Origin of the sequence: Pseudomonas sp. B21-017 (assembly GCF_024749245.1) — a bacterium.
GTDB lineage: Bacteria > Pseudomonadota > Gammaproteobacteria > Pseudomonadales > Pseudomonadaceae > Aquipseudomonas.
The window spans coordinates 5,928,076-5,943,128 of the sequence record NZ_CP087194.1; the positions used below are offsets into that span (position 1 = coordinate 5,928,076).

General features: G+C 60.5%; 12 protein-coding genes. 10 read left to right on the forward strand and 2 right to left on the reverse strand.

Features of this window, described 5'->3' with window-relative positions; translation table 11 throughout:
* The first annotated feature begins 22 nt into the window (after positions 1–22).
* The 9 genes from LOY28_RS27040 to LOY28_RS27080 all read left to right on the forward strand — a co-directional run bounded on the left by LOY28_RS27040 (position 23) and on the right by LOY28_RS27080 (position 10,382).
* The gene (locus LOY28_RS27040) at positions 23–1,705 is read left to right on the forward strand and encodes an NAD(P)/FAD-dependent oxidoreductase (protein ID WP_018928833.1); all 1,683 of its coding nucleotides are present in this window, start codon (positions 23–25) and stop codon (positions 1,703–1,705) included.
* Between the two features lie 12 nt (positions 1,706–1,717).
* A complete protein-coding gene (locus tag LOY28_RS27045) occupies positions 1,718–2,512 on the forward strand; it encodes a carbon-nitrogen hydrolase family protein (RefSeq protein WP_258612750.1) in 795 nt (264 codons plus the stop codon).
* A gap of 107 nt (positions 2,513–2,619) precedes the next feature.
* Positions 2,620–5,058, forward strand: a complete 2,439-nt coding sequence (pqqF, locus tag LOY28_RS27050; protein WP_258612751.1) for a pyrroloquinoline quinone biosynthesis protein PqqF — start codon at positions 2,620–2,622, stop codon at positions 5,056–5,058.
* A 156-nt stretch (positions 5,059–5,214) separates the two neighbouring features.
* Entirely contained in the window at positions 5,215–5,289 is a 75-nt protein-coding gene (gene pqqA, locus LOY28_RS27055; protein WP_009045898.1) for a pyrroloquinoline quinone precursor peptide PqqA, read from the forward strand.
* An 84-nt stretch (positions 5,290–5,373) separates the two neighbouring features.
* Positions 5,374–6,285, forward strand: coding sequence for a pyrroloquinoline quinone biosynthesis protein PqqB (gene pqqB / locus LOY28_RS27060; protein ID WP_258612752.1), 912 nt, complete (start codon positions 5,374–5,376; stop codon positions 6,283–6,285).
* Positions 6,286–6,412: 127 nt separating this feature from the next.
* Positions 6,413–7,165 carry a pyrroloquinoline-quinone synthase PqqC gene (gene pqqC / locus LOY28_RS27065; protein ID WP_007936521.1) on the forward strand — a complete coding sequence of 251 codons (753 nt, stop codon included), beginning with the start codon at positions 6,413–6,415 and terminating at the stop codon, positions 7,163–7,165.
* Positions 7,162–7,437: a pyrroloquinoline quinone biosynthesis peptide chaperone PqqD gene (gene pqqD / locus LOY28_RS27070; RefSeq protein ID WP_018928829.1), complete on the forward strand. Its 276-nt coding sequence runs from the start codon at positions 7,162–7,164 to the stop codon at positions 7,435–7,437. Before pqqC ends, pqqD begins: the two co-directional genes overlap by 4 nt.
* Before the next feature lie 4 nt (positions 7,438–7,441).
* Positions 7,442–8,584, forward strand: a complete 1,143-nt coding sequence (pqqE, locus tag LOY28_RS27075) for a pyrroloquinoline quinone biosynthesis protein PqqE (RefSeq protein ID WP_167331194.1) — start codon at positions 7,442–7,444, stop codon at positions 8,582–8,584.
* Positions 8,550–10,382, forward strand: coding sequence for a S9 family peptidase (locus LOY28_RS27080; RefSeq protein WP_258612753.1), 1,833 nt, complete (start codon positions 8,550–8,552; stop codon positions 10,380–10,382). Before pqqE ends, LOY28_RS27080 begins: the two co-directional genes overlap by 35 nt.
* 169 nt (positions 10,383–10,551) lie before the next feature.
* Here LOY28_RS27080 and LOY28_RS27085 read toward each other — a convergent pair whose 3' ends face one another.
* On the reverse strand, positions 10,552–11,835 hold the full coding sequence (locus LOY28_RS27085; RefSeq protein ID WP_258612754.1) for an aspartate aminotransferase family protein: 1,284 nt from the start codon (positions 11,833–11,835) through the stop codon (positions 10,552–10,554).
* Positions 11,836–12,004: 169 nt separating this feature from the next.
* Between LOY28_RS27085 and LOY28_RS27090 the strand changes: the two genes are divergently transcribed.
* Entirely contained in the window at positions 12,005–12,925 is a 921-nt protein-coding gene (locus LOY28_RS27090; protein ID WP_018928825.1) for a LysR family transcriptional regulator, read from the forward strand.
* Between the two features lie 226 nt (positions 12,926–13,151).
* On the opposite strand, the gene LOY28_RS27095 is transcribed toward LOY28_RS27090, so the two are convergent.
* Positions 13,152–14,930 carry an acyl-CoA dehydrogenase C-terminal domain-containing protein gene (locus LOY28_RS27095; protein ID WP_018928824.1) on the reverse strand — a complete coding sequence of 593 codons (1,779 nt, stop codon included), beginning with the start codon at positions 14,928–14,930 and terminating at the stop codon, positions 13,152–13,154.
* Positions 14,931–15,053 lie beyond the last annotated feature (123 nt).

The following is a 15,053-nucleotide window of genomic DNA, read 5'->3' on the forward strand; positions in this document are numbered from 1 at the left end:
CGGGTCGCCAGCAAGGTCAGCCATGAACAAGAACAATCGCCATCCTGCAGACGGTAAAAAACCAGTCACTATTTTCGGCCCGGATTTTCCTTTCGCCTTCGACGACTGGATCGAGCACCCAGCCGGCCTGGGGAGCATTCCAGCGCACAATCACGGCGCCGAAGTGGCGATCGTCGGGGCTGGCATTGCCGGTCTGGTGGCCGCCTATGAACTAATGAAACTGGGCCTCAAACCGGTCGTCTACGAAGCCTCGAAAATGGGCGGTCGTCTGCGCTCCCAGGCGTTCAACGGTGCCGAAGGCATCATCGCCGAGCTCGGCGGCATGCGCTTCCCGGTGTCGTCCACTGCGTTTTACCACTACGTCGACAAGCTCGGCCTCGAGACCAAGCCCTTCCCGAACCCGCTGACCCCCGCGTCTGGCAGCACAGTGATCGATCTGGAAGGCAAAACCCATTACGCACAGAAACTGGCGGATCTTCCTGCACTGTTCCAGGAAGTCGCTGACGCCTGGGCCGATGCCCTGGAAGACGGTTCGCGCTTCGGCGAGATCCAGCAGGCGATCCGCGATCGCGACGTGCCACGCCTCAAGGAATTGTGGAACACCCTCGTGCCGTTGTGGGACGACCGCACGTTCTACGATTTCGTCGCCACCTCCAAAGCCTTCGCCAAGCTATCGTTCCATCATCGCGAAGTGTTCGGCCAGGTCGGTTTCGGCACCGGTGGCTGGGACTCGGACTTCCCCAACTCGATGCTGGAAATCTTCCGCGTGGTGATGACCAACTGCGACGATCACCAGCACCTGGTGGTCGGCGGCGTGGAACAAGTGCCGCAAGGCATCTGGCGCCATGTGCCGGAGCGTTGCGTGCACTGGCCGGAAGGCACCAGCCTCAGCTCGTTGCACAACGGCGCGCCGCGTACCGGCGTGAAGAAAATTGCCCACGCGGCAGGCGGCCGTTTTGCGGTCACCGACAACTGGGGCGATACCCGCGAATACGCAGCGGTGCTGACCACTTGCCAGAGCTGGCTGCTGACCACCCAAATCGAATGCGACGAGAGCCTGTTCTCGCAAAAGATGTGGATGGCCCTGGACCGTACCCGCTACATGCAGTCGTCGAAAACTTTCGTGATGGTCGACCGCCCGTTCTGGAAGGACAAAGACCCGGAAACCGGCCGCGACCTGATGAGCATGACCCTCACTGATCGCCTGACCCGTGGCACGTATTTGTTCGATAACGGCGACGACAAGCCTGGGGTGATTTGCCTGTCGTACTCGTGGATGAGCGACGCGCTGAAAATGCTTCCACAGCCAGTGGAAAAGCGCGTGAAGCTGGCGCTGGATGCGCTGAAGAAGATCTACCCGAAAGTCGACATCGCCGCGCGCATCATCGGCGATCCGATCACCGTGTCGTGGGAAGCCGACCCGCATTTCCTCGGGGCTTTCAAAGGCGCCCTGCCCGGCCACTATCGCTACAACCAGCGCATGTACGCGCACTTCATGCAGGACGACATGCCGCCCGAGCAGCGCGGGATTTTCATCGCCGGCGATGACGTTTCATGGACACCGGCGTGGGTTGAAGGCGCGGTGCAGACCTCGCTCAACGCGGTGTGGGGCATCATGAAACACTTCGGCGGTGAAACTCACGCCGAAAACCCGGGTCCAGGAGATGTGTTCAACGAGATCGGTCCGATCGCCCTGCCCGAGTAAGAGGAATCCGAAATGCGCGTAGCCCTTTACCAATGCCCACCGCTGCCCCTGGATGTCGCGGGCAACCTGCAACGCCTGCATCAACTGGCGCTGGAGGCCAAAGGCGCGGATTTGCTGGTGCTGCCGGAGATGTTCCTGACCGGCTACAACATCGGCATTGATGCGGTCAGCGTGCTGGCGGAGGTGCACAACGGTGAGTCGGCGCAGCAAATCGCGCGCATCGCCAAGGCAGCCGGGATCGCCATTCTGTATGGCTACCCCGAGCGTACCGAGGACGGGCAGATCTACAACGCCGTGCAGTTGATCGACGCCCATGGCGAGCGGCTGTGCAACTACCGCAAGACTCATCTGTTCGGTGACCTCGATCACTCGATGTTCAGCCCCGGGCCGGATGAGTTTCCGTTGGTTGAACTCAACGGCTGGAAGCTCGGCTTCTTGATCTGCTACGACCTGGAGTTCCCGGAAAACGCCAGGCGTCTGGCGCTGGCCGGTGCCGAGCTGATCCTGGTGCCGACGGCGAACATGATTCCCTACGATTTCATCGCCGACGTCACCGTCCGCGCCCGGGCCTTCGAAAACCAGTGTTATGTGGCTTACGCCAACTACTGTGGGAGCGAGGGCGAGATCCAGTATTGCGGCCAGAGCAGCATCGCCGCGCCGGATGGCAGCCGTATCGCCCAGGCCGGTCTTGATGAAGCGCTGATTGTCGGTGAGCTGGATCGCCAGCTGATGATCGATTCCCGCGCAGCCAATCGCTACTTCCTCGATCGTCGTCCCGAGCTTTACGGCGCGCTGAACAAGCGCTGATCCACTTAGGGGGCGTTCTCAATCAGTTTCCCCGGCGCAGTGTGGAAACTCATTGAGAACGCCCCCTAATCCGCTAGCATTAGAGCTTCTCTGTTCTGGAAGTGCTCATGCCTGCGCTGAATCACCCCCACCTTCACACTGAAACCCTGGCCAACGGTCTGCGGGTGACGCTGCGTCATGCTCCCGGTTTGAAGCGCGGCGCCGCTGCGTTGCGGGTCGCTGCCGGCAGTCACGACGTGCCATCGGCCTGGCCGGGGCTGGCGCACTTTCTCGAGCATTTGCTGTTCCTGGGTACAGAGCGCTTTCCCGCAGGACAAGGGCTGATGGCCTATGTGCAAGGTCATGGCGGGCAGGTGAATGCGCGCACCAGCGAACGGACGACGGACTTCTTTTTCGAACTGCCGCCCCAGGCGTTCAGCGCTGGGCTGGAGCATCTGTCAGACATGCTCGCCCATCCGCGTATGAATCCGGACGATCAGCGGCGGGAACGGGAAGTGCTGCACGCCGAATTTGTCGCCTGGTCGCGGGATGCCACAGCCCAACAGCAATTCGCGCTGTTCGACGGGCTCTCGGCGGCTCACCCGTTACGGGCGTTTCATGCTGGCAACCGTTACAGCCTGCCGATTCCGCAGCCCGAGTTTCAGCAAGCGTTGAAGGACTTCCATCAGCAGTTTTATCAGACCGGGCAAATGACGTTGAGCCTGGCCGGCCCGCAGAGTCTCGAAGCATTGAAAGGGATGGCGCAGGCGTTTGCCATTGCCATTCCCGCCGGTAAAAAAGTCCCCCAGGCAAAGCCCAGCCTGTTGATGGATTCATCGGCCAATAGTTATCAACAGGCTGGAGAACGTCGACTGGATCTGCTGTTCACCTTCGAAGGGCTGCCCGACTCATCGCCCGAAGCGCTGGCGTTCCTGTGCCATTGGCTGACCGCCGCAAAACCCGGCGGCCTGTTGGCGCAGCTGCGAGACAGCGGGCTGGCAGACAACCTGAAAGCCGCGCCGCTCTACTGCTATGCCGGGCAAGCCTTGCTGCACATCGAATTCACGCTGCCCGCAAACGCCACGCAATCGGGCAACGTGATCCGCGAACGGCTTCTGGATTGGCTGGGCTTTTTTGCCTCCCGTCAGGATTGGGCCCAATTGCGCGAAGAATACGCAGCCCTGCAGCAGCGCCAACAACAAGTCAGCAGCGCCTTGCAACTGGCCCAACGGGACAGCGAGCAACTTGAACCGGGGTTGTCCGAACAGGGCGTTGTCGCCCTCAAGGCAATCCTGCAACAAATCGGCGCTGTGGATAACTTCACCGGCCAGTGGCAACTACCGCCCCCCAACCCGTTTTTGCGTACCGAGACTCCAGCCCCGAATGCCGGCTTGATTCGCGGCCAGACCAGCGCCCACCGTGGCCTGCGGACCTTTGCCCAGGATCGCTCGCGCAGTCGCCGCGAACGTTCGCCGATGCAGTTCAGTCAGGCGTTGCCGGATAACACGGATGAAGGCGCGGTTTATCTGCGCTGGCGCCTGGAGTCCGCGCCTCACGGCCGTCTTCAGACCAATCTGGAAAACAACCTGGGGCCGTTGCGCGAGGATGCACGTCAGGCCGGTGTCGACGTTTCCTTCAGCGCATCGGGCAATGAGTGGCTGCTGAAACTGACGGGCCTGCAGGAGCCGATGCCAACAGTCCTCGAACATGTGCTGAAAGCGCTGACAAAACCTGATGCCCGTTTCTTACAGGAAGCACCGACGGCCACCCCATTGATGCCGATTCGACAGCTGCTCAAGGCGTTGCCCGATCTATGCACTGAGCACACCGCAGCCTCGGATGACTTGCAGCAACTCTGGTCGAGTGCGCGCTGGGATGGCCTGGCGACCGGATTGTCGGCCCAGACGCAAGCGGCGATGGGGTTGGCGTTGAGTCGTGTGCCGGGAACGCCAGACCATCAATCGACGTCACCTCTATCGATCGGCTCACAGCATCTCTGGAGCGCCATCGATACCGGCTCCAGCGAACACGCGCTGTTACTCTTTTGTCCGACGGCAACCCATGACATCGCCGACGAAGCTGCCTGGCGCTTGCTCGCACACGTGTGCCAGACACCGTTCTATCAACGCTTGCGGGTGGAGCTGCAACTCGGTTACGCGGTGTTCAGTGGCCTGCGCCAGATCAACGGTCAGACCGGGCTGTTGTTCGGCGTGCAATCGCCGAGCGTCGCGCCTCTGGACTTGTTGCAGCACATCGAACAATTCCTCGGCGAGCTCGAAAGGATGATCGAAAGCATCGATGAGCTGACCTTCATCGCCCAACGCCAAGCCCTGGCCGATCAATTCGACAGCACCGCCCTGCCCAACACCCAGGCCGCCGAACTGCTCTGGCAAGGCAAACTGGCCGGCCACTCGTCGGATTATCTGGGCCTTTTACCTCAAGCGATTCTGAAGATCGACCGCAAAGCCTTGCTGGCCGCGGCACAGCGACTGAATAGGGCCGAAGGTGGCTGGCGCTGTCTGGCCAGCGGACCTTGCCCGACTACGCGCTGGCAAGTGGCAAAATGATCATTACCGGCGCTGCAATTAGCTTTCTCAAAGATTCGCAGCCAATCACTCTGTAATTTTGAGTAACATAGCCACCTAACTATCTGAACATCTCCGGCTGGAGGTGGACTATATGTGTAGGTCTCAACTGTCCCATCCACCTGAAGGAGCGCTTCTATGTCCTGGTCCAAACCTGCTTACACCGACCTGCGTATCGGCTTCGAAGTCACCATGTACTTCGCAAGCCGCTAAGCTCTGCCGTTTGGTAGAGAATGCAGTGCTACGCCTCGGCTTGCCGGGGCGTTTTTATTTTCAGTTTTCAATGATGGAGCGGCCATGTTTGTCCAGATTCTAGGTTCCGCCGCCGGCGGCGGTTTCCCCCAGTGGAACTGCAACTGCGCGAACTGCGCAGGTTTTCGCGACGGCAGCCTGCGGGCCGAAGCGCGTACCCAGTCGTCCATCGCGATTTCCGATGATGGCGTGAACTGGGTGCTGTGCAATGCTTCGCCGGACATCCGCGCCCAGCTCCAGAGTTTCGCGCCGATGCAGCCGGGCCGCGCGCTGCGTGATACCGGCATCAGCGCAATCATCCTGATGGACAGCCAGATCGACCACACCACCGGCCTGCTCAGCTTGCGCGAAGGCTGCCCGCATCAGGTCTGGTGCACCGACATGGTCCATGAAGACCTGAGCACCGGGTTCCCGTTGTTCACCATGCTGACCCACTGGAACGGCGGGTTGAACTGGAACCGTATCGAACTCGATCAGAGCTTCACCGTGCCGGCCTGCCCGAACCTGCGCTTCACCCCGCTGCCCCTGCGCAGCGCCGCCCCTCCGTACTCGCCGCACCGCGTTGACCCGCATCCGGGCGACAACATCGGCCTGATCGTCGAAGACCTGAGCACCGGCGGTAAACTGTTCTACGCACCGGGCCTGGGCAAGGTCGATGCTCCGCTGTTGAAAATCATGGCCAGCAGCGATTGCCTGTTGGTGGACGGTACGATGTGGGACGACGACGAAATGCAACGCCGTGGTGTCGGCACGCGCACGGGTCGGGAAATGGGCCACCTGGCGCAGAACGGCCCCGGCGGCATGCTCGAAGTGCTGGAACAACTGCCCAAACAGCGCAAAGTGCTTATCCACATCAACAACACCAACCCGATTCTCGATGAGGATTCGCCAGAGCGTGCGGAGCTGGCCCGTCGTGAAGTTGAAGTGGCCTATGACGGCATGAGTATTGTGCTGTAGCGGATGGCCTCTTCGCGGGCCAGCCACGCTCCCACAGGGATAGCGCTATCTCTGTAGGAGCAGGCCTGCCCGCGAAGGCGTCAGACCAGACACCAAAGAATCCACCGGTTGTTCCCGGAGAACCGCAATGACTGATACCCCAATGTCCCCCGCCGAATTCGAAGCGGCCCTGCGCGCCAAGGGCGCCTACTACCACATCTATCATCCGTATCACGTGGCGATGTATGAAGGCCGGGCGACCCGCGAGCAGATCCAGGGCTGGGTCGCCAACCGCTTTTACTATCAGGTGAACATCCCGCTCAAGGACGCCGCGATCCTGGCCAACTGCCCGGACCGCGAGATTCGTCGCGAGTGGATTCAGCGCCTGCTGGACCATGACGGCGCCCCCGGCGAAGACGGCGGTATCGAAGCCTGGTTGCGTCTTGGGCAAGCGGTCGGCCTCGACCCGGATCAGTTGCGCTCCCAGGAGCTGGTGCTGCCCGGCGTGCGTTTCGCCGTGGATGCCTACGTCAACTTCGCCCGCCGGGCCCGTTGGCAGGAAGCCGCTAGCAGCTCATTGACCGAGCTGTTCGCGCCGCAAATCCACCAATCGCGCCTCGACAGTTGGCCGCAGCATTACCCGTGGATCGACCCGGCCGGCTACGAATATTTCCGCACACGCCTGGGCCAGGCTCGCCGGGATGTGGAACACGGTCTGGCGATCACGCTGCAGCATTACACTACGCGGGAAGGCCAGGAGCGCATGCTGGAAATTCTCCAGTTCAAACTGGACATTCTTTGGAGCATGCTCGATGCCATGAGCATGGCCTACGAACTGAACCGCCCGCCGTACCACAGCGTGACCGAACAGCGGGTCTGGCATAAAGGAATCACCTTATGAGTTTTGATCGCAGCAAAACCCCGACCTGGCGTCCCGGCTACCGTTTCCAGTACGAACCGGCGCAAAAGGGCCATGTATTGCTCTACCCCGAAGGCATGATCAAACTCAATGAGAGCGCCGCGCTGATCGGCGGCTTGATCGATGGCCAGCGAGATGTCGCGGCCATCATCGCCGAGCTCGACAAACAGTTCCCCGGCGTGCCCGAGCTCGGTGACGACATCGAGCAATTCATGGAGGTCGCCCGTGCTCAGCACTGGATCGAACTTGCCTGATTCCGTGTCAGACAAGTTACCGCCCAAGCCCGAAATCGGCCTGCCCCTTTGGCTGCTGGCGGAGCTGACCTATCGCTGCCCGTTGCAATGCCCGTACTGCTCCAATCCGCTGGATTTCGCCGAGCAAGGCCAGGAGTTGACCACCGAGCAGTGGATCAAGGTCTTTCGCGAAGCCCGGGAAATGGGCGCGGCGCAGTTGGGGTTTTCCGGTGGTGAACCGCTGGTACGCCAGGACCTCGCCGAGTTGATCGCTGAGGCGCGCAAACTGGGGTTCTACACCAACCTGATCACCTCCGGCATCGGCCTCACCGAGCAGAAAATCAGCGACTTCAAAAAGGCCGGCCTGGACCACATCCAGATCAGCTTCCAGGCCAGCGACGAGCAGGTGAACAACCTGCTGGCCGGCTCGAAAAAGGCCTTCGCGCAAAAACTCGAAATGGCCCGTGCGGTGAAGGCGCACGGCTATCCGATGGTGCTGAACTTCGTCACCCATCGGCACAACATCGACAAAATCGACCGGATTATCGAGCTGTGCATTGCCCTTGAGGCAGACTTCGTCGAACTCGCGACGTGCCAGTTCTATGGTTGGGCTCAGCTCAATCGGGTCGGCCTGCTACCGACCAAGGAACAATTGGTTCGCGCCGAACGCATCACCAACGAATACCGCGCGAAACTGGAAGCCGAAGGGCATCCGTGCAAGCTGATTTTCGTGACGCCGGACTATTACGAAGAGCGTCCGAAAGCCTGCATGAATGGCTGGGGCAGTATTTTTCTGACGGTCACACCAGACGGAACCGCCCTGCCCTGTCATGGCGCCCGACAGCTGCCGGTGCAGTTTCCCAACGTGCGCGACCACAGCATGCAGCACATCTGGTACGACTCGTTCGGCTTCAACCGCTTTCGCGGTTACGACTGGATGCCCGAGCCGTGCCGCTCCTGCGACGAGAAAGAAAAGGACTTCGGCGGCTGCCGTTGCCAGGCGTTCATGCTCACGGGTGACGCGAGCAATGCCGACCCGGTGTGCAGCAAGTCGAAACATCACGGCGTGATCCTCAAGGCCCGCGAAGAAGCCGAGCACGCGACCCAGACCATCGAGCAACTGGCCTTTCGCAATGAACGAAACTCACGCCTCATCGCCAAAAGCTGAACCCTTGAGCGCCGCCAGGGCCGTCGCGGCCGGCATCGACTTCGCCGAGTTGCAGGTCGGGCCACATGGCCTGTTCTGGAACGAGTACCGCCCCGAAGATGCTGCCTGCCGAGTCTGGCAGTGGCGCGACGGTCAGGCCCATTGCCTGACGCCACCCACGTTCAGTGTGCGCAGCCGGGTGTACGAATATGGCGGTGGCGCGTTTTGTCTGACCGATGACGGGCTGGTGTTCGTCAACGAGGCCGATCAGCAGCTGTATCGGCAATCGCTGAGCGATGAGACGCCTGAGGTGCTGACTTCAAGTGAATGCCGGTACGGCGATCTGCAGTTCGCCAACGGGCAAGTGCTGGCGGTGGAAGAAAACCGCGATCGGCATCGCCTGGTGGCGATCGATCTGGCCGATGGCCGACGCCATCTGCTGGCCGAAGGCGCTGATTTCTACGCGGCACCGACCTTGAGTCCTGACGGTCGACGTTTGGCCTGGATCGAGTGGAATCGCCCGGATCAGCCCTGGACCGCAACACGCCTGATGGTTGCCGAACGCCAGCGCGATCACACCTTTGCGCAGCCGCATTGTGTGGCCGGTGACGGTGCTCAGGAGTCACTGCAACAACCGGGATTCGATGACAGCGGCCGTCTGTATTGTCTGACCGATCGCGGCGGTTTCTGGCAGCCGTGGGTGGAGTCGACAGAAGGACTGAGCCCACTCCCGAGCGCTGCTGCCGACCATGGACCGGCGCCCTGGCAATTGGGTGGTTGCACCTGGTTACCGTTGAGCGAAGACACTTATCTGGCGAGTTGGACCGAAGAGGGTTTTGGGCGACTGGGGCTTTGTCATGGCGATGGCTCCCGTGAGGATTTCACGGGCGACTACAGCCGCTTCCGCCATCTCGCACAGGATGACCAGTTCATCTACTGCATCGCCGCTTCACCAGTCAGTTCGGCGTCGGTGATTGCCATTGACCGCAAGACCCGTCAGGTGAAGACCCTCGCCGGTGGTGATGTCCCCCTGCCGGCCGATCAGATCAGCCGCCCGCAAACCCTGCGTTATCCGAGCGGTTCGGGCGAGGCCCACGGTTTCTTCTACCCGGCGATGACCGGTGACACGAAACCGCCGTTGGTGGTGTTCATTCACGGCGGCCCGACTTCGGCCTGCTACCCGATGTTCGACCCGCGAATCCAGTATTGGGCACAACGCGGCTTCGCCGTGGCCGATCTCAACTACCGAGGCAGCAGCGGCTACGGCCGTGCTTATCGCCAGGCGCTGCATTTGAGCTGGGGCGACGTGGACGTGGAAGATGCCTGCGCAGTGGTCGGCTACCTGGCCGGGCGCGGACTGATCGACGGCGATAAAGCGTTTATCCGTGGTGGCAGCGCCGGCGGGTACACCGCATTGTGCGCATTGGCCTTTCACAAGGTCTTTCGTGCGGGCGCCAGCCTGTATGGCGTCAGCGATCCCGTTGCGCTGGGCCGCGTCACCCACAAGTTCGAAGGCGATTATCTGGACTGGTTGATCGGCGACCCGGTAGAGGACGCTGAACGCTACGCCGCGCGCACGCCGCTGCTGCACGCGAACAACATCAGCGTTCCAATGATCTTCTTTCAGGGTGAACTGGACGCCGTGGTGGTGCCGCAACAGACCCGCGACATGGTCAAGGCATTACAGGACAACGGCATTCTGGTCGAAGCCCACTACTACGCAGACGAACGCCATGGCTTTCGCAAGGCCGGCAATCAGGCCCATGCGCTGGAGCAGGAATGGTTGTTTTATCGGCGGGTGATGGAGTTGGCGGACTGAAATCGTAGTGCCCCATTCGCGGGCAACCATTGATCCTGCTATCGCTCAAGCACTGAAATGCCTTCGGCAAAACGCAGAGACAAAAAAACGCCCCACGCGAAAAGAATCAAACGTGGGGCGCTGCGTTATACCGCGAGACGGTTCGGAAATTCGTGCAGGGCGGGTTTGATCAGACCGCAATACCTTTGCGGCACTGCAGTTGCGCGGTGCGCACGCGGGAGAAGGCGCGGGCCAGACGCAGGAGCATTTCGTCGATATTGGCCTTGCTGACCGTAAGGGCCGGGGTAAAGCGCAGGCAATCGGCTTGCGGCGCATTGAGCAGCAAGCCTTCGTACAACGCAGCCTTGACTACGGCGTCGGCCGAATCGTCGGACAGATCGAGCCCCCAGAGCAGCCCTTGCCCGCGCAATTCGCCGTGACCATAGCGATGGGCCAGACGACTCAGGCCTTCGCCCAGATGCTGAGCGGTTTCCCGCATATGATCGATAAAGCCCTTGTCCTGCACGCTGTCGAGCACGACAAGCCCGACGGCACTCATCAACGCATTGCCATGATGAGTACCGCTCATTTCGCCGATTTCGAAACAACAGGCCTTGCCTCGCGCCAACAATGCCGCCAATGGCACGCCACCACCGAGCCCTTTGCCGAGCACCACGATATCCGCCCGTACGCCGTAGGACTGTTCGGCAAGCAATGTGCCGCAGCGCCCGACGCCGGTTTGCACTTCGTCAAATATCAGCAGAATGCCAAGCTCACGACACAAGCGCTCGACGCCCTTGAGGTAGTGCTCGGTAGCGGGAATCACCCCGGCCTCGCTCTGGATCGGTTCGAGCATGATCGCGACCGTCTGGGCATCCACGGCCGCATGCAAGGCGGGCAGGTCATTGAACGGGACATGGCTGAAGCCCGGCAACTGTGGCTCGAATCGGTTGATCAGATTCGAACTGTCCGACGCAGAAATCGTCCCCAGGCTACGGCCATGACAGCCTTTGCTGGCCACAATGATCCGCGAAGCGCCGCCACGATGTTGCTGGCCCCATTTGCGCGCCAGTTTGATCGCCGCTTCACAGGCTTCGCTGCCACTGTTGAGCAGGTACGCCTGGTCACTGCCGGTACTGGCGCAGAGCCGGTCGGCGAGGTTGAGCATGCCGCGGTTGTGCAGTCCGAAACCCGGATTGATCAGCGACTGAGCCTGCTCCGAAATCGCTTTGACCAGTGCTGAAGGGCTATGTCCGAGGCTATTGGCGCCGCCACCCTGTGAGAAATCCAGGTAAGCGCGGTTATCGCTGTCCCACAACCAGGAGCCTTGGCCACGCACGAAAATCTGTTTCGGTCGTTCGACACTGGGCATCAGGCACTCGCTGGAAAAGTTGTCGCTTCTGGCCGGCAGGGAAGTGTCCATCGCCAGGTCATCAAGGCTCGGTGGCTTGCGTCGCAGGTTGAACAGATTCATCGGATAAAACCTCGTCCGAGGTTTTTTGCCTTGCCTATGTAAACACCATCGCTGTAAACGGTATTCATCGTGCTTTATGGCCCTGTAAGCCTTGTGAATGCGGTTAGACTAGGCGTAGGCAAGGCACTGAGCCATTTCGATTTCTCAGCATTTTCGATAAGTATTACTTATGGATTTCAAACAACTGCGTTATTTCGTCGCGGTCTACGAAGAGGGCCACGTCGGTCGGGCCGCCGAGCGGCTTTCTATCTCCCAGCCTGCGTTGTCCCAGCAGATCCGCCAACTCGAACAGAACCTCGATGTAAGCCTGTTCGAACGCAGCAGCAAGCGTCTGCTGCCAACCCTGGCGGCCCACACGTTGTACAACCATGCCCTGCCCTTGCTCGATGGCTTGCAACGCGCGCGCGAAGCCTTGGGCAATTTCAAGGGCAAGGCGCTGCGAACCTTGGCCATTGGCGTACTGCAGACCGTCCACTCCAGCCTGGTGCCGCAAATGCTCGAACGCGTGCGCAAGGCACAGCCGCATCTGGTGGTGCAGATCTATGAACTGACCGGCCTGGAAATCGAGCGGCGACTACTCAATGGTTCGCTGGACATCGGGATCAGTTACCTGCCGCCCCGTCAGCCGGGTTTGCACGGCGTGCCGTTGTACGAAGATGAGCTGACCCTTGTCATCCCGGCGGACCATCCGTTGCGCGAATTCAAGAAGGTCTCCATGAGCCAGGCGGCCGAGTTGCCCATGTTGCTGTTGGGTGAAGAGTTCCAGGTGCGGCAGATCTGGCAGGCACAACTGGCCAGTCTTGGGCGCCGGCCGCAGGTGCAGGCCGAGCTGAACAACATGGCGGGGATTCTCGACAGCCTGCCGCACACGCGGCTGGCGACTGTGCTGCCCGGACGCTCGCAAAAGACCCATGGCGACCAAGAGTTGCTGTGGAAACCACTGAGTGAGCCGCGGGTGCCGCTGAAAGTGGGGTTGGTGTGTCGGGATGTGCAGCGGCAACAGGCTTCGCTGGCGTTGTTGCGGACATTGCTGGAAGAGGTGATGGATGAACACATGCGTAGCCCGACGGCCCTGGACGGGTTGAGCTGAACTTTTCTTCAGGCAAAAGAAAACCCCGCCGAAGCGGGGCTTTGCAGACTGTTTCCCTGACATCCATTTCACTCCGCCATCCTGGCAGAATCCTACGTGTCCGTGTTGTTGCTTTGCGCTTCCTGCGCGACGTCCATGTGAAGTAGATTAGCTCTGGATCCAATCTGCGCATATGGGAAAACAGCAGCACGTCATGTAAGAGAATGCTTACATGACGTTACAGACGTCAGAACTGTCCTGCGTCCAACAGGAACAACGATTCGCTTCCTGCCTTTACCGACGCGCTCAACGAGTGAATACGTGGCAGCAGACGAGCGAAATAGAACCGCGCCGTACCGAGCTTGCTCGCGTAGAAATCGTCCTGCGCTTCTTTGCCGAAGGCTGCCTTGGCCATCAGTGCCCACATGTAGGCATAGGCGGTGTAACCGAATGCTTGTAGATACTCGACCGAAGCAGCGCCGATTTCGTTCGGGTTGTTTTTCGCCCGGTCCAGCAGCCATGCGGTCAGATCGTCGAGGGTGCCCACTGCATCGTTCAGCGGTTTGGTGAACTCCGCCAAATCAGCACTGGCCGTCGCGGTGAAATGACGAATCTCGTCAGCGAACAGTTTGTAGAACGCCCCGCCGCTGCCGACGATCTTGCGCCCGACAAGGTCCAGCGCCTGAATACCATTGGTGCCTTCGTAGATCTGCGTGATACGCACGTCACGAACCAGTTGCTCCTGGCCCCACTCACGGATGTAGCCGTGGCCGCCAAAAATCTGCTGGCCATGAACTGTGGTTTCAAGCCCCAAATCGGTCAGGAATGCCTTGGCAACAGGCGTCAACAGTGCGACCAGGTCTTCTGCGCGCTTGCGGGTGGTGGCGTCTTCGCTGAACTTGGCGGTGTCCAGTTGCATCGCCACGTAAGTGGAAAATGCACGGCCGCCTTCGTTCGAGGCTTTCATGGTCAGCAGCATGCGACGCACGTCAGGGTGGACGATGATCGGGTCAGCCACTTTGTCCTTGTTCTGCGCGCCGGTCGGCGAACGGCTCTGCAGGCGGTCGCGAGCGTATTCAATGGCGTTCTGGTAGGAACGTTCACCCGAGGCAAGGCCCTGGATGCCAACACCCAGACGCTCGTAGTTCATCATGGTGAACATCGCCGCCAGGCCTTTGTTCGGCTCGCCGACCAGGTAACCCACGGCTTCGTCGAAGTTCATCACGCAGGTTGCGGATGCCTGGATACCCATCTTGTGTTCGATCGAACCACAGGTCGCCGGGTTGCGCGCACCGAGGCTGCCATCGGCATTGACCATGAACTTCGGCACCAGGAACAGCGAAATACCTTTCGGCCCTGCTGGCGCGTCTGGCAGTTTGGCCAATACCAGGTGGATGATGTTTTCGGTCAGGTCGTGCTCGCCGCCGGTGATGAAGATCTTGGTGCCGCTGACCTTGTAGGAACCGTCAGCCTGAGGTTCGGCCTTGGTGCGGATAATCCCCAGATCAGTACCGGCGTGTGGCTCGGTCAGGCACATGGAACCGGCCCAGACACCGGCGTACATGTTCGGCAGGTACGCGGCTTTCAGCTCTTCGCTGGCGTGGGCGTTGATCGACAGGCAGGCGCCGGCGGTCAGCATCGGGTACAGACCGAACGACAGGCTGGCGGAGTTGACCATTTCTTCGACCTGCGCCGAAACCGCCTTGGGCATGCCCATGCCGCCGTAGGTTGGATCGCCACCGACACCGACCCAACCGCCTTCAGCGTAGGTCTGATACGCCTGTGGGAAACCGGCCGGGGTGGTGACGGCACCGTCGGCCCAGTGGCAACCTTCTTCGTCAGCCGCACGGCTCAGGGGCGCGATGCTTTTGCTGGTGACCTTGCCGGCTTCTTCCAGAATGGCTTCGACGGTTTCAGCATCGACGGTCTCGGCGAGCGCAGGCAGTTCGGCCCAGAGTTTGGCGACCTCGAAAACTTCATTGAGGACGAAGCGCATATCGCGCAGGGGCGCTTTGTAGTCAGCCATGGCAAACCTCGCAAGATCTAAACAGGTGGTTCGTAGGAATAGTGATTTCGCTGTGTCCGAGTGTACCTCAACAACTTTTACGACACATAGGGTCAGCCCATGACCGATTTGTTATTTTTAGTC

Excerpts from the sequence above, each read along its gene's own strand:
- LOY28_RS27040 (WP_018928833.1), top strand. The coding sequence starts at position 23 with ATGAACAAGAACAATCGCCATCCTGCAGACGGTAAAAAACCAGTCACT.
- LOY28_RS27045 (WP_258612750.1), top strand. The coding sequence starts at position 1,718 with ATGCGCGTAGCCCTTTACCAATGCCCACCGCTGCCCCTGGATGTCGCG.
- pqqF (WP_258612751.1), top strand. The coding sequence starts at position 2,620 with ATGCCTGCGCTGAATCACCCCCACCTTCACACTGAAACCCTGGCCAAC.
- pqqB (WP_258612752.1), top strand. The coding sequence starts at position 5,374 with ATGTTTGTCCAGATTCTAGGTTCCGCCGCCGGCGGCGGTTTCCCCCAG.
- pqqC (WP_007936521.1), top strand. The coding sequence starts at position 6,413 with ATGACTGATACCCCAATGTCCCCCGCCGAATTCGAAGCGGCCCTGCGC.
- pqqD (WP_018928829.1), top strand. The coding sequence starts at position 7,162 with ATGAGTTTTGATCGCAGCAAAACCCCGACCTGGCGTCCCGGCTACCGT.
- LOY28_RS27080 (WP_258612753.1), top strand. The coding sequence starts at position 8,550 with ATGAACGAAACTCACGCCTCATCGCCAAAAGCTGAACCCTTGAGCGCC.
- LOY28_RS27085 (WP_258612754.1), bottom strand. The coding sequence starts at position 11,835 with ATGAATCTGTTCAACCTGCGACGCAAGCCACCGAGCCTTGATGACCTG.
- LOY28_RS27090 (WP_018928825.1), top strand. The coding sequence starts at position 12,005 with ATGGATTTCAAACAACTGCGTTATTTCGTCGCGGTCTACGAAGAGGGC.
- LOY28_RS27095 (WP_018928824.1), bottom strand. The coding sequence starts at position 14,930 with ATGGCTGACTACAAAGCGCCCCTGCGCGATATGCGCTTCGTCCTCAAT.